The organism is Stenotrophomonas sp. Nf1 (genome assembly GCF_003028475.1).
Taxonomy (GTDB): domain Bacteria; phylum Pseudomonadota; class Gammaproteobacteria; order Xanthomonadales; family Xanthomonadaceae; genus Stenotrophomonas.
The window spans coordinates 201,583-222,317 of sequence record NZ_PYTV01000006.1 but is presented as its reverse complement, the minus strand read 5'-3'; the positions used below and the strand labels follow the sequence as shown (position 1 = coordinate 222,317).

Here is a 20,735-nt window from a genome sequence, read left to right as displayed (position 1 = left end):
AGGGATCCGACCCCGGGGCGCTCAGATCTTCAGGTAGATCCTGCGCTTATCCAGCCACCGCGCCACGCCCCACCACAATGCAACGAACGCCAGCGCCTGCAGCATGGACGCCAGCTCGAGCGCCTGCGGCATTGCGGTGGCCAGCTGCTGCCAGATCCAGCCCCAGGCGCCGGTCGCCAGCAGCACCACCGACATCACCGAGGCACCCAGGTACGCAGTGATCGCGTTGACGCCGAAACGCCGGCCCAACGCCGGCCAACCCTTCTGGTCGATCAACAGATGACCCAGCCACAATGCCAGCGCCGCAAGACCGCCCGTCCACAGCACGTAGCTGGGCGTCCACAGCTGCTTGTTCAACGGCAGCACGATGGCCAGCAGCAGGCCGAGCACGGCGGTCGCTGCGCCCAGCCCGGCCAAGGCAGCAGCACGCCCGTTGCGCAGCAGGCCACCGGCCAGCAGGCCGAGCACGGTACTGGCCAGCGCGCCCAAAGTACTCAGCAATCCTTCCGGGTCATGGCCGAGGCCGGTATCGGCGTGCCATTGATAGACCCACGGCGCGAACAGCGCGGTATCCAGGCGGCTGGCCGGATTGGTCCACGGTGCCAGGTCACCGATGCCGAGCAGCAGCACGGTATAGCCCACCAGCAGTGCGACCAGCACGCCGGCCTGCACGCGCGGTCGTGCATACACCGCCAGCACACCCACCAGCGCCGCGCACACGGCAATGCGCTGCAGCACGCCCCAGATGCGGAAGTGGTGCGTATCCAGCGCCCACCAGATCAGCAGATGCAGCAGCGCACCGGCCACCAGGATGCGCAGCGCGCGCTCCAGCACGCCGCGCGCCAATGCAGGACGTGCCGCGGCATCCAGTGCGCGCGGTGCCACGCTGAAGGCCATCGACACGCCGACCAGGAACAGGAAGAACGGGAACACCAGATCGGTGGGTGTGCAGCCGTGCCATTCCGAATGACGCAGCGGTGCGAACACCGCACTCCAGTCGCCCGGATTGTTGACCAGCAGCATCGCCGCCACGGTGATGCCGCGCAGGGCATCGATCGAGCCCAGCCGGCGTGGCGGCGTCGCGTTCATCAGGCGGCCTCGTACTGTCCGGCAATCCAGGTGCCACGTACCTGCAACGCATCATCCAGCAGCACCAGGTCGGCCTGGTAGCCTTCGGCGATGTGGCCCAGGCGGTCATCGACATTGAGGAACTGCGCCGGATAGGTCGAGGCCATGCGTGCGGCTTCGGCCAGCGGCTGACCGAGCAGCTGCACGGTGTTGCGCACCGCGGTGGCCATGTCCAGCGCCGAACCGGCCAGCGAACCGGCAGCGTTGCGCACCACGCCGTCGATGGCGGTGATGGTTTCGCCGTACAGCACGTAGCTGGGATCGTCGGCACCGACCGGCGGCATCGCATCAGTGACCAGCAGCAGGCGGCCGCGCGGCTTGGCCGCCAGCGCCACGCGCAGGCTGGCCGGATGCACATGCACGCCATCGACGATGATGCCGATCCAGCTGTCGCGGTCTTCCAGCGCAGCGCCCACCGCGCCAGGCTCGCGGCCCTGCAGCGGCGACATCGCGTTGTACAGGTGGGTGAAACCGCGCACGCCGGCATCCAGCCCGGCGCGGATCTCTTCGTAGGTGCCGGCAGTGTGACCGGCAGCGACGATCACGCCGCGCTCGACCAGCGCACGGATGGTCTCCAGCGGCACCCGTTCCGGCGCCAGCGTCAGCAGGGTCACGCCGTTGTCGAGCGAGGCCGCCAGCGCGATCTCCGCCTCATCCGGCACGCGGAACTTGCTGGCATCGTGGGTGCCCTTGCGCGCCGGTGCGATGTACGGGCCTTCCAGGTGGATGCCGATCACGCCGGGCACACCCTGTGCGATGGCCTCGCGCAGCGCTGCGATGGCCTCGCGCATCACCGCTACGTCGTCGCTGATCAGGGTCGGCAGCATCGCGGTGGTGCCAAAGCGGCGATGGGCCTGCGCGATGGTGCGCAGTGCCGCCACGTCCGGCGTGTTGTTGAACAGCGCGCCGCCCCCGCCGTTAACCTGCACGTCGATGAAGCCGGGCAGCAGCCAGCCACCGCCCAGGTCGACCTGCTCATCGGCCTGGCCGAGCTGCGGCGCGGCGTCGGGCAACAGCGCGCTGATCTTCCCGTCCTCGATCAGCACGGCCAGGTCGTCGCGGAAATCATCGCCGACCAGGATGCGGGCATTGCGCAGCACAGTTGCCATCACACAGTCTCCGTCACCTTGTTCAGGTGCGGCGGCAGATCCGGGTTGAAACCACGGCGCAGGGCCAGCGCGTTGATCGCGCGATAGAAGCTCTGCACGGTCAGCAGCGGCGCGCACAGCGGATGCGGTGCGGCCGCGACCGGCAGGTTGCCACCGGCACCGGCCAGCCACACCCGCGCGCCACGCGCGGTGAACTCATCGACCACTGCACGGGTGCCGGCGCCGGTTTCATCCGGCTGGGCGAAGGCCAGCACCGGGAAGCCGCGGTCAACCAGCGCCATCGGGCCATGCTTCACTTCGGCCGAGCTGTAGGCTTCGGCATGCAGGCTGCAGGTTTCCTTGAACTTCAGCGCCGCTTCCTGCGCCGCGCCCAGGCCCAGGCCACGGCCCAGCACGAACAGATTGGTGGCCTCGACCAGGCCCTCGGTCACTGCGCTCCAGTCGCACTGCCATGCCTCGCGCATGGCATCGGGCAGCAGGTCCAGCGCATTGCGCAGGCTGCTGTCCTGCTTCCAGTACGCGGCCAGCTGCAGCAGCGCGGCCAGCGAGGCCAGGTAGCTCTTGGTGGCGGCCACGCTCTTTTCGGCACCGGCATGCAGCGGGATGACCGTGTCGGCCAGCTGCGCCAGCGGCGAATCCTCGACATTGACCAGCGCAACCACGCGCGCGCCGGCGGCCTTGGCGGCCTCCGCGTTGCGCAGCAGGTCCGGGCTCTTGCCCGACTGCGAGATGACGATGAACAGCGCACCGCGCAGCTGCAGCGGTGCGGCATACACCGAGCCCACCGACGGCGAGGCCGAGGCGACCACCAGGCCCAGCTGGGTTTCCAGCAGGTACTTGCCGTAGGTGGCGGCGTGATCGGAACTGCCGCGCGCGCAGGTGACCACGAACGGCGGCGGCGCCGCGCGCAGGCTGGCAGCCAGGGTTTCCATGGTGGCGTGGTTGCGCGAGAACTGGCGGGCAACCACGTCGGCCGCTTCAGCGGCCTCGGCGAACATCAAGGTGGCGGTGGGGTCTGACAGCGACATGGCAGGCTCAGGCAGGATCGGAAGGAAGGGGGCGTGCGCCGGCCGGGCGCATCGGCGCGGTCGAACCGCGCACCACCAGCTGCGGCACGAAGCCCTGGTTGTGCAGCGGCGCCGGCGCGTCGTCATAGGCGTCGCTGCGCAGCTGCGCGATCAGCAGGCGCGCGGCATGGCGGGCGATGTCCTCGGTGGCCTGCTTGGCGGTGGTCAGCGGCGGCCACGACTGGCGCGAGAACGGGCTGTCCTCGAAGCCTGCGATGGACAGGTCGTAGGGCACGTTCATGCCGGCCGACTTGGCCGCCGCCAACACGCCGGCGGCGATTTCGTCGTTGGAGCCGAAGATGGCGGTGGGCGGTTCGCGCAGCGCCAGCAGGCGGCGCGCACCACGGAAACCATCATCGAAGGTGTAGTCGCCCTGCACCACCAGATGCTTGTCCACGGTCATGCCGTAGTCCTTCAGCGCGGCCTCGTAACCGGCGTAGCGTTCGCCCGAGGAACGGTGCGAGATGCCGCCCCAGAGGAAGCCGATGCGCTGGTGGCCGAGCTGGATCAGATGCTCGGTGATCTCGTAGGCGGCCTCGCGGTCGTCGACGAACACGCAGGCACCGTCGGCCGGGTCTTCGGTGGCGGCGATGATGCGCACCAGCTTGATGCCGCGCGCGGTCAACGCCTGGATCAGGTCACGGCGCTCGGACATCGGCGCGGTCAGTACCAGCCCGGCCAGGCGCGAGCGCTGCACCCAGTCGGCCAGTTCATCGGCCAACAGCGGCGAGCTGGAATCGCAGGGATGGATCTGCAGGCCGAACCCGGTCTCGCGGCAGGCAGCGAGTACGCCGTTCTGCACGCCGATGATGTGGTACGGGTTGGGGTTGTCGTAGACCAGCCCGATCACGAAGGTGGTGCCACTGCGCAGGTTGCGCGCGGACGGATCGGGCTCGTAGTCGAGCTCGGCAATGGCACGCAGCACCCGCGCACGGGTGGCCTGCATCACCGACGGCTCGTTGTTGATCACCCGCGAGACCGTCTTCAGCGAGACCTTGGCCTTCTCCGCAACGTCCTTGATGGTCGCTCTGCGCATGGGTTTTCCCTGGGGTTGGCTGCCGTCCATCATCGCCGATCAGGCCTTGTCCTGCGGCAGGCCGGCGCGATGGCCGATCACCGAGTAGAACAGGATGTACAGGTAGCACGGCACCATCAGCAGCACGAACACCAGCTGGAAGTCGATGTGCTGCTTGAGCACGGCAAACAGCTGCGGAATGATCGCGCCGCCGGCGATGCCCATCACCAGCAGCGCCGAACCGGTTTCGGTGAAGCGGCCCAGGCCACGGATCGCCAGCGGGAAGATGGCCGGCCACATCATCGCGTTGGCAAAGCCCAGTGCGGCCACGAAGCCCACCGAAACATAGCCGTGGGTGACCCAGGCGCCGAGGCAGAACACCACACCCAGCACCGCCGAGATGGTGAGATAGCGCGACTGCGAGACCACCTTGGGGATCAGCAGCAGGCCGACCACGTAGCCGATGAGCATGGCAAACAGGGTCAGCGAGGTGAACATCTTGGTCTGGTCCAGCGGCAGGTCGAAGCCGTGGCCGTAGGTACCGATCGCATCGCCGGCCATCACCTCCACGCCCACGTAGACGAACAGGCACAGCACGCCCAGCCACAGGTGCGGGAACTGGAAGATGCTGCGGCGCTCGGCCGCACCGGCGCTGGTGGGGGTGGCGTTGGCTTCGGCGGACTTGATTTCCGGCAGCGGCGAGAACAGCACCGCCACCGCCAGCAGCACCAGCAGGCCGGCCATGGCCAGGTACGGTGCGTGGATCTTGGCGGCGAACTCGTTGAGCAGCTGCGCCTTGGTCGCTTCATCGGCAACGGCCACGCTGGCCGACAGGTCGCCGATACCATGCAGCACCACGGTGCCGATCAGCACCGGCGCCAGCATGCCGGCGATCTTGTTGCAGATGCCCATCAGCGCGATGCGGCGCGCCGCGGTCTCGATCGGGCCGAGGATGGAGATGTAGGGGTTGATCGCGGTCTGCAGCAGGGCCAGGCCGCTGCCGATCACGAACAGGCCGCCGAGCGCGCCGGGGTACCAGCGCTGGGTGGCGAACTCACCGAACAGTGCGGCGCCGCCGGCCATCACCAGCAGGCTCAGGCTCAGGCCCTTCTTCATGCCGGTGCGGCGCAGGATCCACGACGACGGCAGCGCCAGGAAGAAGTAGGACAGGTAGAACACCATCAGCACCAGGAAGGCGCCGACCTCGCTGAGCTCGAAGGCCAGCTTGACGAAGGTGATCAACGGGCCATTGAGCCAGGTGAAGAAGCCGATCAGGAAGAACAGCACGCCGACGATGGCGATGGAGGTGGCCACGTTCGGGCGCGCGCTTGCAGCGGGGACGGCGGACATCAGGAGGGCTCCTGCGGCGACGGCCGCAGAACGCGGCGTCGGAGAGTGGCTGGGAACAACGTTGTCACATTCTTTCGATGGACAACCGCGCTTTGTCAACTTCCAAATGCAGCGCGGCGCTGCCCATGCTGCACTGCGCAACCGGCTCACGGGGCGGTGTGCTGAATGCGCAGTGGGCCTTGAGGCCCATGCGGCAACGGTTCCCGCGTGAAACCCATGCTCACGCCATGTAAACGTTTACCGCCCGTCGCATTCGTTGCGGCGCAGCAACGAAAGTGTCACGAACTCGTTGACATCGTTGTCAGCGCGGTTACAGACTCCGCCCCAATCGCCGGCCCCGATCCTGGGTCCGGCCCCACCTGCAGCAGGAGCCCGCGTGACCGCCAGCCACCCCGCCCCGGCCCATGTCCTGTCCCGCGTCGCGCCCTCGTTCCTGGCTGCCGACGTTGGTGGCACCCATGTGCGCGTAGCCCGGGTCCAGGCCAGCGGTGATGATGCCCATCCGGTGCAGGTGCTGGAGTACCGCAAGTACCGCAATGCCGACCACGCTGGGCTGAGCGCGATCCTGTCCGACTTCCTCGGCAACGGCCCGCGGCCCACGCACTGCGTGGTGGCCAGCGCCGGCTATGCCCGCGAGGACGGCACGGTGATCACCGCCAACCTGCCGTGGCCGCTGTCGGCGCGCCAGGTGGAGGCCGACGTCGGCCTGCAGCGGGTCTACATCGTCAACGACTTCGAAGCGGTGGCCTACGCCGCCGCGCAGGTGGACGCCAGTGGCGTGCTGCACCTGTGCGGGCCGGAGACCGCTGCACGCGGCCCGACCCTGGTGGTCGGCCCCGGCACCGGCCTCGGCGCCGCGCTGTGGATTCCCACCGCGCACGGCCCGGTGGTGCTGGCCACCGAAGCTGGCCAGCCGACCCTGGCGGCCAGCACCGAACTGGAAATGGCCATCGTGCGCCACATGCAGCGCGACCGCGCGCACGTGTCGATCGAGCACGCACTGTCCGGCCCGGGCCTGATGAACCTGTACCGCGCGGTGTGCGCGCTGCAGGGGCAGGCGCCGACGCTGGCCAGCCCGGATGCGGTCACCGCTGCGGCGATGGCCGGCAGCGATGCGCACGCGCGCCAGGCGCTGGATGTGTTCTGCGGCCTGCTGGGCAGCACCATCGGCGACATGGCCCTGTTCTACGGCGCCCATGGGGGCGTCTACCTGGCCGGCGGCATCCTGCCGCAGATCCGCGAATACCTGCATGCCAGCACCTTCGTCGAACGCTACCTGCAGAAGGGGCCGATGGGCGAGGCGCTGGCACGCATCCCGGTGAAGGTGGTCGAGCACGGCCAGCTGGGCGTGGTCGGCGCTGCCAGCTGGTACCTGCAGCAGTCGGCCGCCTGACACCGCAACCGGCTTCAACGCAATCGCAGCACGCAGTACGTGGCACGCCAACGCACGGGACTTCGCCGCCACCCCGCGCATGTCTTTGCAACCGTAACCGAACACCGCCGCCGGCATCCAATCGAGTGATGAGGAGAGACATCATGAACACCCGCAAGACCCTGCTTTCGGCCGCCATCGTCAGCTGCATCGCCTTCAGTGCGCACGCGCAGCAGGCCGCCCCGACCGCCACCGATCTGGACACCGTGACGGTCACGGGCATCCGTGGTTCGATGGAAAAGTCGCTCGATACCAAGCGCGAAGCCAATGCGCGCGTGGAAGTGGTCACCGCCGAAGACGTCGGCAAGCTGCCGGCGCACAACGTCGCCGACACCCTGCAGCGCCTGCCGGGCGTGAACATCAGCTCGTCCAGCGCCGACGAAGGCGGCTTCGATGAAGCCGACCGTGTCAGCCTGCGCGGCACCAGCCCGAGCCTGACCCAGACCCTGATCAACGGCCACACCGTCGGCTCGGCCGACTGGTTCGTGCTCAGCCAGGGCAACAACGTCGGCCGCAGCGTCAGCTATTCGCTGCTGCCCTCCGAACTGGTCAGCTCGGTGGAAGTGAACAAGTCCTCGCAGGCCAAGCTGCAGGACGGCGGCACCACCGGTACCGTCAACATCATCACCCGCAAGCCGCTGGAGTTCTCCAAGCAGATCACCGCCGAAGGCTCGATCGGCATGGTGCGCTCGGACCAGGCCAAGTCGAACGACCCGCAGTACTCGGCGCTGTTCAACTACAAGAACGACGAAGGCACCTTCGGCGTGATGGTGCAGGGCTTCAGCCAGAAGCGCGAGCTGCGCCGTGAAGCACAGGAAATCCCGGGCGGCTTCTTCAAGATCGCCGCGACCGATCCGGTGGCCCAGACCAACCCGGACCTGATCGGCGTCAACGTGCCGGGCCTGCTGGGTTCGACCCTGTTCGAACAGACCCGTGAGCGCAAGGGCGGCCTGGTCTCGCTGCAGTTCAAGCCGACCGACACTCTTACCCTGGGCCTGAACGGTTTCAGTTCCAAGCTGGAAGCCAACAACTACAACCGCAACTTCATGATGTTCGGCAACAGCTTCGCCAAGTCGCAGGCGCCGAATCCGGGCTATGTGGTCAAGGACGGCGTGCTGACCAACGCCACCTACGCGGGCGTGCCGGGCACCAACTACGCGGTGTACGACATGATCTACCGCGAGTCGACGGCCAAGTCGAGCTACGTCACCTTCGATGCCGACTGGCAGATCAGCGACAGCCTGACCGCCAAGTTCCAGGCCGGCAGCACCAAGGGCACCGGCGAGACGCCGCGCCAGTACATCGCCGAAGTCACCCTGGCCAATGGCGGTGGCGCCAGCTGGGCCACCCACGGCAACGGCTCGCCGATCGACTGGAACCTGGGCGGCGACCTCTCGCCCAACGGCGTCACCAGCTTCGGCACCTGGGGCAACCAGCAGGTGACCGCCGAGGACAAGGAGAAGTGGGCAACGCTGGACTTCAACCAGTACTTCAACGACGGCGGCGTGCTGAACTCGATCGATTTCGGCCTGCGTTTCGCTGACCACAAGCGCGAAGCGCTGTCGCCGGAAGGCGCAACGCCGGGCGATATCTGGAGCGCATTGAAGAACGGTGCCACCTCCAACTACCCCAGCGGCTTTGCCGGTGACATCGGCGGCACCTTCCCGCGCAACATCTGGTACTTCACCCCGGGCGCGCTGAAGGACGCGGTGACCAACAACTCCACCTGGCTGGCCGGCAACGATGGCCCGACCGGTCGCCACAACTACGGTGCCGAGTGGAAGGTGCAGGAGAAGAACTTCGCCGGCTACGTGCAGGCCAACTTCCGTGGTGACTGGTGGAGCGGCAACGTCGGCCTGCGCTACGTCAACATCAAGCAGGACATCGACACCTACAACGCCGTCAGCAAGGCCGCCGATGCCGATGTCAGCAGCCTGTTCGGCATGTGGGAACGCATGGCCTTCCAGAACAAGCGCAACCGCGTGCTGCCCAGCGCCAACATCAAGTTCGACCTGGACGACAACCTCGTCCTGCGCGTGGCCGCTTCGCAGACCCAGACCCTGCCGGACTACTCGGCACTGGGCGCCTCCTCCTACGGCTCGGATCTGAACAAGACCGGTGGCGGCGGCAACCCGAACCTGAAGCCGACCCTGTCCAGCAACCTGGATGCCAACCTGGAGTGGTACTTCATGCCGCGCGGCCTGCTGTCGGTGGGCGCCTACCACATGAAACTGAAGGACTACATCGCCTTCGACGTGGTCTCGCGCCAGCTGTACAGCGAACTGACCAACCAGCTTGAGACCTACCAGATCTCCACCCCGATCAATGCCGACGGCAAGGTGACCGGCGTGGAAGTGGCCTACGAGCAGCCGATCGGCGAGTACTTCGGCGTCAACGCCAACTACACCTACGCCAACGGCACCACCGCGCACACCTGGTCGGATGGCTCGCACAACCTGCTGGGTACCTCGAAGAACACCTACAACGTGGGTGCCTACTTCGAGAACGAGCGCTTCGGTGCCCGCGTCAGCTACACCCGCCGTTCCTCGTTCCTGATCAGCCTGTCCGGTACCAACCCGTACTATCAGGATGACTTCGGCACGCTGTCGGCCTCGCTGAGCTACAAGGCCACCGACTGGCTGAGCATCACCCTGGACGGTCTGAACCTCAACAACCCGACCTACAAGTACTACCAGACCGCGGCCATCCCGACCTCGTTCTACAGCAACGGCCGCCAGTACTACCTCAACTTCCGCTTCAAGTACTGATCCAGCGGCGGCAACATCGCCGAGTCGTGCACGCACGCCGGGCCTGGGTCATTCCGGGCCCGGCGTTTTTCATGTATAGCGTTCATCGCACCGTTCCAAGGAGTCGTACCGATGCTCAAGCCTTCCCGCGCCCGGATGCGCAGCGCAGTGCTGCTGGGCAGCCTGCTGGCGCTGTTGCCGGCGCTGCCGGCCCTGGCCGGCGATCCCACGCCCGCCGCTGAAGCCCCCGGCCCGCAGCTGCGCGCCGGCAGCCTGATGCTGATTCCGGCCCCCGCCACCGTGCAGCGCGGCCAGGGCCGAGGCATCACTGTTCGCGCCGACACCGTGCTGCAGGCCGAAGGCGAAGCCGCGCAGCGCGTCGCCGCGCAGTTCGCCGACCTGCTGGCCCGCAGTGGCGGCCCGCGCCTGGCACTGGCCAAGGGCAGAACCGCGGCCAACAGCGGCAGCATCCACTTCCAGATCGTGCCCACCTTCCGCGACAGCGGTGAGAGCTACACACTGGAAAGCAGCGCGCAGGGCGTGCTGATCCAGGCCGGCAACGAGACCGGCCTGTTCTATGGCGCCACCACCCTGGCCCAGCTCGCCACCGGCGGCAGCAACGGCGTGCTGCCGGCTGTGCAGATCCAGGATGCACCGCGTTTCAGCTGGCGCGGTTTCATGCTCGATTCCGCCCGTCACTTCCAGAGCCTGGACGAGATCAAGCGCGTGCTCGACGCGATGGCCGCGCACAAGCTCAACACCTTCCACTGGCACCTGACCGATGACCAGGGCTGGCGCATGGAGATCAAGCGCTACCCGAAGCTGACCGGGGTGGGCAGCTGCCGCCTGCCGGCCGGTGATGGCGGCATCGATCCGGTCAGCGGCCAGGAACATCCCTACTGCGGCTTCTATACGCAGGAGCAGATCCGCGAGGTGATCGCCTATGCGGCCAGGCTGCATATCCAGGTGATTCCGGAAATCGATGTGCCCGGCCACGCGACCGCTGCGATTGCCGCGTATCCGGAGCTGGGCACGATCGATACACCGCTGAAGCCGATCAGCGAATGGGGCGTGTTCCCCAACCTGTTCAACACCGAAGACAGCACTGTCACCTTCCTGGAGAACGTGCTGGAAGAAGTGATCGACCTGTTCCCGGCCAAGTACGTGCACGTCGGTGGCGACGAGGCGGTGAAGGACCAGTGGGAAGCGTCGAAGCAGGTGCAGCAGCGCATGCGTGCGCTGGGCATCAACAATGAGATGGCCATGCAGAGCCACATCATCAAGCGCCTGGAGACGTTCCTGGAGGAGCACGACCGGCGCCTGATCGGCTGGGATGAAATCCTCGAAGGCGGCCTGCCACCGCAGGCCACGGTGATGTCGTGGCAGGGCACCGAAGGCGGACTGGCGGCGGCCAGCGCCGGCCATGACGTAATCATGTCGCCGGTCGGCTACCTGTACCTGGACTACCTGCAGACCGCCTCGCCGAATGAACCGCCGGGCCGCCCGACCCAGGTCAACCTCGGCAAGCTGTACAACTTCGAACCGGTGCCGGCCGAACTGGCGGCCGACAAGCGCGGGCACATCCTCGGCCTGCAGGCCAACATGTTCACCGAGCACACGCGCAGCTACGCCCGCCTGCAACACAACCTGTTCCCGCGCCTGGCCGCGGTGGCCGAGACCGGCTGGAGCACGCCGGAACATCGCGACTTCCGCGATTTCCTCGCGCGCCTGCCGTCCCAGCTGCAGCGCTACCGCGCCTGGGGCCTGGCCTACGCGCAGACGCCGTTTGAAGTGGGCGTGGACTACACCGACAACCGCGCCGCCAACACCGTGACCGTGTCGCTGGCCAATCCGCTGGGCTATGAGGTGCGCTACAGCACCGATGGCCAGGCGGTGAGCGCGCAGTCGCCGCTGTACCAGCAGCCGCTGACCGCCACGCTGCCCGCCACCGTGCAGGCGGCCGCGTTCTACCAGGGGCAGATGCTGGCGGCGAAGCCGACGGTGGCGGCGTTCACCGCGCAGTCGCTGCTCAGCCGCCGCAGCGATGAGCTGCTCAGCTGCGTGGGCAAGAAGGGCCTGGTGCTGCGCCTGGAAGACGATGGCCCGCGCGAGGGCGAGCGCGCCGTGTTCAACGTGGACATCTTCCAGCCGTGCTGGCGCTGGCCGCAGGCGCAACTGGACGGCATCGGCAGCGTGGAAGTGCGTGCGGGGCGTATTCCGTACTACTTCCAGCTGGCCCACGACGAGCCCAAGCGCCGCTTCGAGAAGGCCAAGCGCGCGCATGGCGAGATGCAGGTGCGCCGTGGCGATTGCAGCGGGAAGGTGCTGGCCGAAGTGGCCCTGCCGGCCAAGCCGGATGCCGATGGCTTCGTGACCCTGCGTGCGGCACTGCCGAAGGGCACGAAGGGTAATGGTGATCTGTGCATCAACTTCACCGGCGACACGCGCCCGGCGATGTGGGTGCTGGATGAGGTGACGCTGGGGAAATAGCGGCCGATCTGTCCTGGTGGGTGCCGACCCTGGTCGGCACCTCGGGCAATTCATCCACGCATGGCGTGGATCTACCGGCAGGTGCCAACCTTGGTTGGCACGCTGTTACCCGCGCCAGCGCAGCAGCAGATCGCGCAACGGGGTCAACGCGGTGGCCAGGCCCGCCAGCACGCCCACCGTGTTGGCAATGGCATCCATCGGGTCGGCCATGCGGTCATCGGTCAATGCGCCCTGCGCGAATTCGATGCCGATGCCCATCAGCACCAGGCCCACGCCCACCCACAGCAGCGGGCGCCCGCGCCGGAACAGCTGCACCGCGCTGCCGGCCAGGATGAAATAGGCGAGGAAGTGCTCGCCCTTGTCACTGTTTTCCGGCAGCGGGATCGGCGGCGGCGGGATCAGGCAGACCACGATCACCACCAGCACCGCCAGCGCCCACAGCGCGCACCACAGCCGCGGCCGGCGCAGCGGCTTGATCACCGGCAACGCACTGCTCACAGGCGCCAGCTCAGGTCGCCCAGTGCAAAGGCCGGCTCAAAATCCACACCGCGCTGCAGGCCGATGGCCTGGAAGCGCTCGCCCATCTCGGTCGGCAGGGTCAGTTTCTTCACCTGGTCGCGCAGCTGGATGCGGCCAACCTCGTCGGTACGCTCCTCGGCCAGCAGCAGCACCTGGTCCAGGCCATTGCCGAGCAGGAAACTGGCCTGGCTGCAGTAGCCGGCCAGCTCGAAACCGCCATGCTGGCCGGCCTCGGCCATCGCGGTGAAATCCACCGAGGCGGTGATGTCCTGCAGGCCCGGCCAGCGGTGCACGTCGTTGTGCACGTGGTGGCGGTAGAACGCGCGCACGGTGCCATCATCGCGGTCGGGCTGGTAGAACTCACCCCGGTTGTAACCGTAGTCGACGAACAGCAGCGCACCACGCTGCAGGCCGCCGGCCACCGCCTGCAGCCAGTACGGCAGCTGCGGCAGCACTTCGGAGCGGTAGCCCTCGGCAAAGGGCTTTTCCAGATAACGCTCGATGTGGCGCACCGCGCCGTTGAGCAGAATGTCGGCCGGCTGCGCGCCGCGGATGAAATTGCCGTCGCCATCCAGCTCGACGGTTTCCTCATACACCTCGCCATCGCGGATCAGGAAGCGCGGTGTCGGCAGCGCGTCGATCACTTCGTTGGCAAACACCACGCCTTCCCAATCCTCTTCGAACGGGCGGTCGATCCACTCCACACGCGCGGCCAGCTCGGCCGGCAGGTTCTGCTGCAGGCGCTGCTGCTGGCGCTCGCGCAGGTCGGCACTGGGCTCAAGGATGGCGTAGCGCGAGGGCAGCGCATCCAGCTCGGCCAGGCGCAACAGCACCGCCTCGGCGAAAGCGCCGGTACCGCCGCCCAGCTCCAGCATCCGCGCCTGCGCGCCCAGCTGCGCGAACACCGGCGCCAGCGCATTGGCCACGCTGCCGGCGAACAGGCTGCCGAGCTCGGGCGCGGTGGTGAAGTCGCCGCTGCCACCGAACTTGCTGGCACCGGCGCTGTAGTAGCCCCAGCCGGGGGTGTAAAGGCACAGCTCCATGAAGCGCGAGAACGGCATCGCCCCGCCCTGGGCAAGGATTTCGGCACGCAGGGCGGCGGCCAGCTGGTCGCTGTGGGCCAGGGCATCGGCTTCGGGCAGGGGGAAGGTGGGCTGCATGGCGTCTTCGAATGCGGTGACAATGGTGCACAGGATAGCCGAGCCTTGGAGGACCCTCGATGAGCGATACCCACCCCGTGGTCCTGATCACCGGCAGCGCACGCCGGATCGGCGCGGCCATTGCCCGCCAGTTCCACGCCTGCGGCTGGTCGGTGGTGCTGCACGCCAACACCTCCAGCGCCGAGTTGCAGCAGGCCGCGTTCGACTTCGACAACGAGCGCCCGGGCAGCGTGCTGGCCCTGCAGGCCGACCTGCGTGACGCCAGCGCCCTGCCCGACCTGGTCGAACAGGCCGTCAGCCACTTCGGCCGCCTGGACGCGCTGGTCAACAACGCCTCCAATTTCTTCCCGACCCCGCTCGGCCAGGTGACCGCCGAGGCGATGGACGAGCTGTACGCGGTCAACGCGCGCGCACCGCTGCTGCTGTCCCAGGCGGCTGCGCCCTACCTGCGCCGCCAGCACGGCTGCATCGTCAACCTGACCGACCTGCACGGCACCGACCCGATGCGCGACCACATCGCCTACACCATGGCCAAGGCCGCGCTGGAAATGGCCACGCGCTCGCTGGCGCTGGAACTGGCGCCCAAGGTGCGGGTGAATGCAGTGGCGCCGGGCGCGATCCTGTGGCCGGAACAGGGCAAGGACGATTTCGCCCGCGAGGCGCTGCTGGCACGCACGCCGCTGGCGCGGACCGGTACGGTCGAGGAGATTGCCGAAGCGGTGTATTGGCTGGTGGCCGAGGCCAGCTTCGTCACCGGCCACACGTTGCGCGTGGATGGTGGGCGTACGGTGAGCTGAGGTGTTGCCGGCCAGCGGCCGGCACTACCGGTAGTGCCGGCCGCTGGCCGGCAACCTCCCTCATTCCAGGTCCACCACCTCGAACGCGGCGCCGTACTGCGCATGCGCCCGCCACAGCGTGGCCAGGTCCTGCCCGCTGACCGGGTCAATGAACGCCGGGGCGATGTCGGCCAGCGGCTTCAGCACGAAGGCGTGCTTCAGCTCCGGGCGCGGGATGCGCAGGTGGCCGGGGCCTTCCACCACCAGATCGCCGTAGAACACCACGTCGATGTCCAGCGTCCGGTCGGAGAAGCGCGGCCCGCTGCGGTCACGGCCATGGGCGTCTTCCAGCGCATGCAGCCAGTCGTCCAGTTCCTGCAGTGGCAGATCGGTGTCGATCGCCACGGCATTGTTGAGGAAGGCCGGGCCCTCGAAACCGACTGCGGCGGTGCGGTAGGCCGGCGAGACCTGCAGCGCGCCGAAGCGCTCGCGCAGGGCCGTCACCGCGGCGTGGAGGTAGCGGCGGGGCTGGACGTTGCTGCCCAGGCTCAGGAGCACGGTGGTCATGCGGTTCCGGTGGCGGCGTTCTGGGGGGACGTGGGCATGCCGTCATCACGGCGGCCTGCCTACACTCCGGGACGCACATGATAGGGCACCGACATGACCTATTGCGTTGGAATCGAGGTGGACCAGGGCCTGGTCTTCGCCGCCGACACCCGGACCAATGCCTCGCTGGACGATGTGCGCGTGCATCGCAAGCTGCACGCGTTCGAGTACCCCGGCCAGGCAGCCTACGTGCTGATGGCGGCTGGCAACCTGGCCACCACCCAGCTGCTGGTGTCGCGCCTGGGGCGCGATGCCGATGAACGGCGCACGCCCAACCTGCACGACATGGCCCACCTGTTCGAGGCCGCCGAGTACGTCGGCCAACTGCTGGTGGACAGCCAGGTGCACAGCCGCCACAGCGAGCATGGCCATGACGGGGTCAACACCCAGGCCACGCTGATCTTCGGCGGCCAGATCGCCGGCGAGCGGCCGGGGCTTTACATGATCTATCCGCTGGGCAATGCCATCGCCGCGTCGCCGGAAACGCCTTACCTGCAGATCGGCGAATCCAAGTACGGAAAGCCGATCCTGGATCGCATCCTCAGCCCCTCCACGCGCCTTGAAGATGCCGCGCGCACCGCGATCGTATCGCTGGATTCAACCATCCGCTCCAACCTGTCGGTGGGTTTGCCGATCGATCTGGCACTGCTGCGCGACGGTGAACTACGCATCGGGCAGCAGCTGCGGCTGGGCGCGGATTCGGCGCTGTATGCCGACATCCACCAGAACTGGTCCCGGCGGCTGGAACAGGCGGTGGACGCGCTGCCGCGGTTCCCGTGGGAAACAGCCGAACGGTAGTGCCGGCCGCTGGCCGGCATCCGCGTGCGGTGGGATCAATGCGGTTGCCAGCCAGCGGCCGGCACTACCGGAACGTCAGCCCAGCGCTTCGGCCACTGCGCGGAACACCTGCTGCATCTGCAGCGGCTTGCGCAGCACGTGCACCTCCACGCCGGGCGGGAAGGCATCGGCCGGCACTGCCACTGCGGCGTCTTCCAGTACCAGCGCGGGGCCGCCATAGCCCAGCGCAGCCATCTCGCCCAGCAACTGGCTGGCCGGCAACAGCTTGGAACCGGCATCGGCGATCACCAGCGCCGGCAGCGCTTCCTGCTGCATCCAGCGCAGCGCAGCCGGGCCGTCGGACGCCAGCTGCAGCTGGTAGCCCTGGCTGGACAGCGCATTGCCCAGCAGCGACAGGCGCGTGGCTTCGCCATCGACCACCAGGATCGACTGGCCACTGCCCAGCGCCACCAGCTGCTCGACCGGCTCACCGGCATCGATGCTTTCATGCATCGGCAGGCGCAGCTCGAAACGTGTGCCCTGCCCCAGCGCGCTGCTGACATGGATGCTGCCGCCCGCACCTTCGACGATGCGCTTGCAGGAAATCAGGCCCAGGCCGGTGCCATCAGCCTTGGTAGTGAAGAACGGATTGAACAGGTGCGAGAGCGTGTCCGCGTCCATGCCGATGCCTTCATCGACCACGCGGATGCACATCCAGTCCACCCCGTCGCGATGGCCGGCGTGGTTGGCAGTCAGGCTCAGGCGGCCGCCGTCGGGCATGGCCTGGATGGCATTGAGCGCCAGGTTCAACATCACCTGCTGCAGCTCGGTGTAGTTGGCATCGACCACCAGGCCCTCATCCTGCACCTGCAGTTCCAGGCGCACCGCGTCGGGCACGTTGCTGCGCAACAGCAGCGCCACCGCATCGAACAGGCCGTCAATCTCGATGCGCTCGCTCGGCTTGCGCGAGCCGCGCACGAACGACAGCATCGACTCGGCCATCTCGTGGCCACGGCGCCCGCACTCGGCGATGACATCGGCCAGATGATGCAGCTGCGGATCGTCGGTGCGTGCCTTCAGCAGGTCCGGCATGATCAGCAACGGCTGCAGGATGTTGCGCAGGTCATGGCTGAGCCCGGCGGCGAGCAGCGACAAGCTTTCCAGCCGTTGTGCGCGCATCAGTTCGGTTTCCACCCGCGCGCGCTCCACGGTACTGCGCGCATCGCGGATCGCGCGCGCCACCGCCGACGGCAGGCGCGCCGGCTGGTGCTTGATGATGTAGTCGTTGGCGCCCTTCTGCAGCGCCGCCACCGCGTTCTCCTCACCCATGGTGCCGGAGACGAAGATGAAGGGCACTTCCGGCGAAGTCTCACGCACGATGCGCAGCGCATCGTCGCCAGAGAAGCCCGGCATGCTCAGGTCGGACAGCACGATGTCAGGCTGGAACGCGACCAGCGCCCGGCGCAGCTCCGCCTCGCTCTCCACGCGCTCGAAACGGGCTTCCAGGCCCGCATCGAGCATCTGTTCGGACATCAGCTCGGCATCTTCCGGGGAATCTTCCACCAGCAGGATGCGCAGCGCCCCCAGGGCGGGACCGGTCAAGGGCATGGGCTCACTCGAGTTCCGGTGCCTGGTTGATCAACGCCCAGAACTTGCCCAGGGTCTGCACCGCGCCGAAGAACTGGTCCACATCCACCGGCTTGACCACGTAGGCATTCACGCCCATGTCCCAGCTGCGGGCCAGATCGCTTTCTTCGCGCGAGGACGACAGGATCACCACCGGCAGGCGCTTGAGTTCATCGTGCTCGCGGATCTGCCGCAGCACTTCCAGGCCATCCATGCGCGGCATCTTGATGTCCAGCAGCAGTACGGCGGGCAGGCCTTCCTCGCGGCTGGCGTAGGCGCCACGGCGCAGCAGGTAGTCCATCACTTCCACGCCATCCTCGACGTGCACGATGGGATTGGCCAGCCGCGCCTCTTCCAGGGCATCGATCGCCATCTCGGCATCGGCCGGGCTGTCTTCGGCAAGAAGAATGGTGCGCAGAGTCGTCATGCAGAGGGACCTTGTTTGTCCGCGTCGATCGCGGGAGGCAGGTAGAAGTGGAAGGTGGCGCCGACGTCCGGTTCGGCCTCGGCCCAGATGCGGCCGCCATGGCGGGTCAGCACGCGGCGCACGCTGGCCAGGCCGATGCCGGTGCCGGGGTAGTCGCTGGCCTTGTGCAGGCGCTGGAACACGCCGAACAGTTTGCCGGCATAGGCCATGTCAAAGCCTGCACCATTGTCGCTGACCGTGAACTGATGACCGCCGTCGGGCTGCTGCCGGTAGTCCACGCGGATCCGCGCCGGCTCGCGGTTGCCCGAGTACTTCACCGCATTGCCGAGCAGGTTCAGCCAGACCTGCCGGATCATGTTCTCATCGGCCACCACGATCGGCAGCGGCGCGATGCTCCATTCCACCTGATGGGCGTGGCCCGTGCTTTCGGCCTCGGCCAGCAGATTGGCATCGAGCATGGCGCGGGTATCGGCCACCAGCGACTGCATGTCCACCGCCTGCTGGCGCATCGCCGCGCGGCCCAGCCGCGAATAGACCAGCAGGTCGTCGATCAGCGCCGCCATGCGTCGTGCCGAACTGGAGATCACCTCCAGGTAGTGGCGGCTCTTGTCGTCGGCCTGCTCGCCGAGGTGGCGCGACAGCTTGTCGGAGAAGCCGGCCACATGGCGCAGCGGAGCACGCAGGTCGTGCGATACCGAGTAACTGAACGCTTCCAGTTCGCGGTTGACCTCCGACACCTGCGCCACCTTGCCTTCCAGCTGGCGGTTCAACTCTTCCACGCGCAGCTGCACGGCACGCTGCACGGTGACATCGCTGATGGTCAGCAGCACGACCTCGTCATCGGTGTCAGGCAGCGGCATGCGGCGCGCATTGAGCAGCATGTAGCGCGAGATGCCATCGGCGGTGCGCTGCTCGTGCTCGAAATCCCACAGCTCGCGCCCGCGCAGCAGCACGTCGGCCAGCCGCTGGCGCACCACCGGATCCTGCCAGGCGCCGTCGCCAACGCTTTCCAGCAACAGGCCGTCGGCACGTTCGTCCTGCAGCCCGTACAGTTCGGCGAAGGCCGGATTGTGCAGCTGCACGCGCAGGTCGCGGTCGAGCAGTACGATCGGCTCACGCACGGTCTGCAACACCGAGGCCGCGCGCGCGGCCGAGCGCAGCGACTGCCGTTCGGCATGCAGGCGGCGGCCGATCTGCCGCTGCAGCAGCCACAGCACCAGACCCAGCAGCGCCAGCTGCACCACCAGCGAACTCCACGACACCAGTTCGGTCTGCTTGCGCTGGCGCGCGGCCTGCTCGGCGCGCGCGGTCAGCAGCGCCTGCTCGCTGGCCTGCAGTTCTTCGACCAGACCGCGGATCGGATAACGCGTGCTCAGGTCCTGCACCAGCGCGCGCTGGTCGCTGTCCGGCTTGGACCGGGCCAGCTCACGGGCCACCGCCAGCCGGCCTTCCAGCATGGATTCGATGCGGCCGATGCGGATCAGCTGGTCGGGGTTGTCGCGGGTCATCCGGCCCAGCTCGGCCAGCCGCCCGGGAATCTCATTGGCCTTGGCCATGCGTTCGCGCAGGCCGGGCGCATCGATGCCCTTGGACAGGGTCAACGCCGCCGATTCGACATCACGGACATCGGCCTGCAGCTGTTGCAGGGCCACGCCGACAGCCTGGGTATGGCTGACCCAGGCCATCGCCTGTTCGTTGTCCTGCTGCAGTTTGCGCAGCGTCAACCACGGCACCACGATGATCGCGGCGGCCGCCAGCGCCAGGGCCGGCAACCGCCAGCGGTCCCAGATGTCGTCACTGAAAACCAGTGCCATGGTTCCTCATCAACCGAGCCGCGGATCGGTGGTCGGGACGAACCCGACGGCGGCGGAACCGGCAATATAGCGCAGGCGGTCACACGGGCGGGCGTTCCGGCCCGCCTGGCTGAACGGGTTGGCAATCGAACCTGTAGAGCCGAGCCCATGCTCGGCTGCCTTGGAGTTCAGCCGGGCATGGCCCGGCTCTACAGATCAGCGGGCGCCCCACCAGGGGGCGCCCACCGGGTTCAGCGCTTGGCCGCAGCGCTGACCTTCAGTGCAGCGGCATCAACACGGGTCACGCCCTTGATGCCCTTGGCGGTGGTGACCGCCTTGTCCTTCTCGGCCTGGCTGGCCACCGCGCCACTGAGGCTGACCACGCCGTTCACCGTTTCCACCTTGATTTCGGTGCCCGGCACGTTGCTGCTGGCCAGCAGGTCGGCCTTCACCTTGGTGGTGATCCAGGTGTCGGTCACCGGTTCATTGGAGTCGTGGCGATCGGCATGGGTCGCCGGATGCGCGCTGGTCGGCGGGCTCTTGGCGGCCGGGTCCTTGGCGAATGCAGCGGAGGAAGACAGCGCCAGGCCCAGGGTCAGGGCCGAAGCAATCAACGTACGGGTGGTATTGCTCATCGTGTCGTACTCCTTCGGGATGTGCTGCCAGTCTGGACAGATGCATGTGTGGCAGGCGTGGCGCCACGGTCATGTTGC

Annotated in this window: 17 protein-coding genes; 5 read left to right on the top strand and 12 right to left on the bottom strand. The window is 67.6% G+C overall.

The features are described from left to right. Positions 1 to 21: 21 nt before the first annotated feature. Genes C9412_RS13045 through C9412_RS13025 form a run of 5 tightly spaced genes read right to left on the bottom strand, consistent with a single transcriptional unit; the run spans position 22 to position 5,669 of the window. On the bottom strand, positions 22 to 1,089 hold the full coding sequence (locus C9412_RS13045) for a heparan-alpha-glucosaminide N-acetyltransferase domain-containing protein (protein WP_107232009.1): 1,068 nt from the start codon (positions 1,087 to 1,089) through the stop codon (positions 22 to 24). Next, entirely contained in the window at positions 1,089 to 2,237 is a 1,149-nt protein-coding gene (nagA, locus tag C9412_RS13040) for an N-acetylglucosamine-6-phosphate deacetylase (protein ID WP_107232008.1), read from the bottom strand. The genes C9412_RS13045 and nagA overlap by 1 nt, the downstream gene beginning before the upstream one ends. Then, positions 2,237 to 3,265, bottom strand: a complete 1,029-nt coding sequence (locus tag C9412_RS13035; protein ID WP_107232007.1) for an SIS domain-containing protein — start codon at positions 3,263 to 3,265, stop codon at positions 2,237 to 2,239. The genes nagA and C9412_RS13035 overlap by 1 nt, the downstream gene beginning before the upstream one ends. A 7-nt stretch (positions 3,266 to 3,272) precedes the next feature. Beyond that, a complete protein-coding gene (locus C9412_RS13030; protein WP_006391719.1) occupies positions 3,273 to 4,340 on the bottom strand; it encodes a LacI family DNA-binding transcriptional regulator in 1,068 nt (355 codons plus the stop codon). Between the two features lie 39 nt (positions 4,341 to 4,379). Then, entirely contained in the window at positions 4,380 to 5,669 is a 1,290-nt protein-coding gene (locus C9412_RS13025; RefSeq protein WP_107232006.1) for a sugar MFS transporter, read from the bottom strand. A gap of 376 nt (positions 5,670 to 6,045) precedes the next feature. Between C9412_RS13025 and C9412_RS13020 the strand changes: the two genes are divergently transcribed. The 3 genes from C9412_RS13020 to C9412_RS13010 all read left to right on the top strand — a co-directional run bounded on the left by C9412_RS13020 (position 6,046) and on the right by C9412_RS13010 (position 12,338). Beyond that, complete coding sequence (locus tag C9412_RS13020) at positions 6,046 to 7,062, top strand: glucokinase family protein (protein WP_107232005.1); 1,017 nt, start codon at positions 6,046 to 6,048, stop codon at positions 7,060 to 7,062. A gap of 143 nt (positions 7,063 to 7,205) precedes the next feature. Next, positions 7,206 to 9,869 (top strand): TonB-dependent receptor, encoded by a 2,664-nt coding sequence (locus C9412_RS13015; RefSeq protein WP_107232004.1) that lies wholly within the window; start codon positions 7,206 to 7,208, stop codon positions 9,867 to 9,869. Positions 9,870 to 9,980: 111 nt separating this feature from the next. After that, positions 9,981 to 12,338 carry a family 20 glycosylhydrolase gene (locus tag C9412_RS13010; protein WP_107232003.1) on the top strand — a complete coding sequence of 786 codons (2,358 nt, stop codon included), beginning with the start codon at positions 9,981 to 9,983 and terminating at the stop codon, positions 12,336 to 12,338. 105 nt (positions 12,339 to 12,443) lie between these two features. Here C9412_RS13010 and C9412_RS13005 read toward each other — a convergent pair whose 3' ends face one another. Together C9412_RS13005 and C9412_RS13000 are read right to left on the bottom strand one after the other, a co-directional pair. After that, entirely contained in the window at positions 12,444 to 12,845 is a 402-nt protein-coding gene (locus C9412_RS13005; RefSeq protein ID WP_181358708.1) for a VanZ family protein, read from the bottom strand. Then, positions 12,833 to 14,017 carry an SAM-dependent methyltransferase gene (locus C9412_RS13000; protein ID WP_107232001.1) on the bottom strand — a complete coding sequence of 395 codons (1,185 nt, stop codon included), beginning with the start codon at positions 14,015 to 14,017 and terminating at the stop codon, positions 12,833 to 12,835. Before C9412_RS13000 ends, C9412_RS13005 begins: the two co-directional genes overlap by 13 nt. A 59-nt stretch (positions 14,018 to 14,076) precedes the next feature. Here C9412_RS13000 and C9412_RS12995 point away from each other — a divergent pair, with 59 nt between their 5' ends. Next, on the top strand, positions 14,077 to 14,814 hold the full coding sequence (locus C9412_RS12995) for a pteridine reductase (protein WP_107232000.1): 738 nt from the start codon (positions 14,077 to 14,079) through the stop codon (positions 14,812 to 14,814). A 60-nt stretch (positions 14,815 to 14,874) separates the two neighbouring features. On the opposite strand, the gene folK is transcribed toward C9412_RS12995, so the two are convergent. After that, on the bottom strand, positions 14,875 to 15,360 hold the full coding sequence (gene folK / locus C9412_RS12990) for a 2-amino-4-hydroxy-6-hydroxymethyldihydropteridine diphosphokinase (protein WP_107231999.1): 486 nt from the start codon (positions 15,358 to 15,360) through the stop codon (positions 14,875 to 14,877). A gap of 93 nt (positions 15,361 to 15,453) precedes the next feature. On the opposite strand from folK, the gene C9412_RS12985 reads away from it, so the two are divergent. Beyond that, positions 15,454 to 16,197 (top strand): 20S proteasome subunit A/B, encoded by a 744-nt coding sequence (locus tag C9412_RS12985; protein ID WP_107231998.1) that lies wholly within the window; start codon positions 15,454 to 15,456, stop codon positions 16,195 to 16,197. Positions 16,198 to 16,272: 75 nt separating this feature from the next. On the opposite strand, the gene C9412_RS12980 is transcribed toward C9412_RS12985, so the two are convergent. The 4 genes from C9412_RS12980 to C9412_RS12965 form a co-directional block, all read right to left on the bottom strand. Next, positions 16,273 to 17,784 (bottom strand): ATP-binding protein, encoded by a 1,512-nt coding sequence (locus tag C9412_RS12980; RefSeq protein ID WP_107231997.1) that lies wholly within the window; start codon positions 17,782 to 17,784, stop codon positions 16,273 to 16,275. A 4-nt stretch (positions 17,785 to 17,788) separates the two neighbouring features. After that, positions 17,789 to 18,229, bottom strand: a complete 441-nt coding sequence (locus tag C9412_RS12975) for a response regulator (RefSeq protein WP_107231996.1) — start codon at positions 18,227 to 18,229, stop codon at positions 17,789 to 17,791. Then, positions 18,226 to 20,043, bottom strand: a complete 1,818-nt coding sequence (locus tag C9412_RS12970) for an ATP-binding protein (protein WP_107231995.1) — start codon at positions 20,041 to 20,043, stop codon at positions 18,226 to 18,228. The genes C9412_RS12975 and C9412_RS12970 overlap by 4 nt, the downstream gene beginning before the upstream one ends. 230 nt (positions 20,044 to 20,273) lie before the next feature. Next, positions 20,274 to 20,657: a BON domain-containing protein gene (locus C9412_RS12965; RefSeq protein ID WP_005411059.1), complete on the bottom strand. Its 384-nt coding sequence runs from the start codon at positions 20,655 to 20,657 to the stop codon at positions 20,274 to 20,276. Between the last annotated feature and the right edge of the window lie 78 nt (positions 20,658 to 20,735).

Bases quoted from the DNA above. Each gene is read 5' to 3' on its own strand.
- C9412_RS12980 (WP_107231997.1), bottom strand. From the start codon at position 17,784: ATGCCCTTGACCGGTCCCGCCCTGGGGGCGCTGCGCATCCTGCTGGTG.
- C9412_RS13015 (WP_107232004.1), top strand. From the start codon at position 7,206: ATGAACACCCGCAAGACCCTGCTTTCGGCCGCCATCGTCAGCTGCATC.
- nagA (WP_107232008.1), bottom strand. From the start codon at position 2,237: ATGGCAACTGTGCTGCGCAATGCCCGCATCCTGGTCGGCGATGATTTC.
- C9412_RS13035 (WP_107232007.1), bottom strand. From the start codon at position 3,265: ATGTCGCTGTCAGACCCCACCGCCACCTTGATGTTCGCCGAGGCCGCT.
- C9412_RS13010 (WP_107232003.1), top strand. From the start codon at position 9,981: ATGCTCAAGCCTTCCCGCGCCCGGATGCGCAGCGCAGTGCTGCTGGGC.
- C9412_RS12975 (WP_107231996.1), bottom strand. From the start codon at position 18,229: ATGACGACTCTGCGCACCATTCTTCTTGCCGAAGACAGCCCGGCCGAT.
- C9412_RS13045 (WP_107232009.1), bottom strand. From the start codon at position 1,089: ATGAACGCGACGCCGCCACGCCGGCTGGGCTCGATCGATGCCCTGCGC.
- C9412_RS12995 (WP_107232000.1), top strand. From the start codon at position 14,077: ATGAGCGATACCCACCCCGTGGTCCTGATCACCGGCAGCGCACGCCGG.
- C9412_RS12985 (WP_107231998.1), top strand. From the start codon at position 15,454: ATGACCTATTGCGTTGGAATCGAGGTGGACCAGGGCCTGGTCTTCGCC.
- folK (WP_107231999.1), bottom strand. From the start codon at position 15,360: ATGACCACCGTGCTCCTGAGCCTGGGCAGCAACGTCCAGCCCCGCCGC.
- C9412_RS13000 (WP_107232001.1), bottom strand. From the start codon at position 14,017: ATGCAGCCCACCTTCCCCCTGCCCGAAGCCGATGCCCTGGCCCACAGC.
- C9412_RS12965 (WP_005411059.1), bottom strand. From the start codon at position 20,657: ATGAGCAATACCACCCGTACGTTGATTGCTTCGGCCCTGACCCTGGGC.
- C9412_RS13025 (WP_107232006.1), bottom strand. From the start codon at position 5,669: ATGTCCGCCGTCCCCGCTGCAAGCGCGCGCCCGAACGTGGCCACCTCC.
- C9412_RS13030 (WP_006391719.1), bottom strand. From the start codon at position 4,340: ATGCGCAGAGCGACCATCAAGGACGTTGCGGAGAAGGCCAAGGTCTCG.
- C9412_RS12970 (WP_107231995.1), bottom strand. From the start codon at position 20,043: ATGGCACTGGTTTTCAGTGACGACATCTGGGACCGCTGGCGGTTGCCG.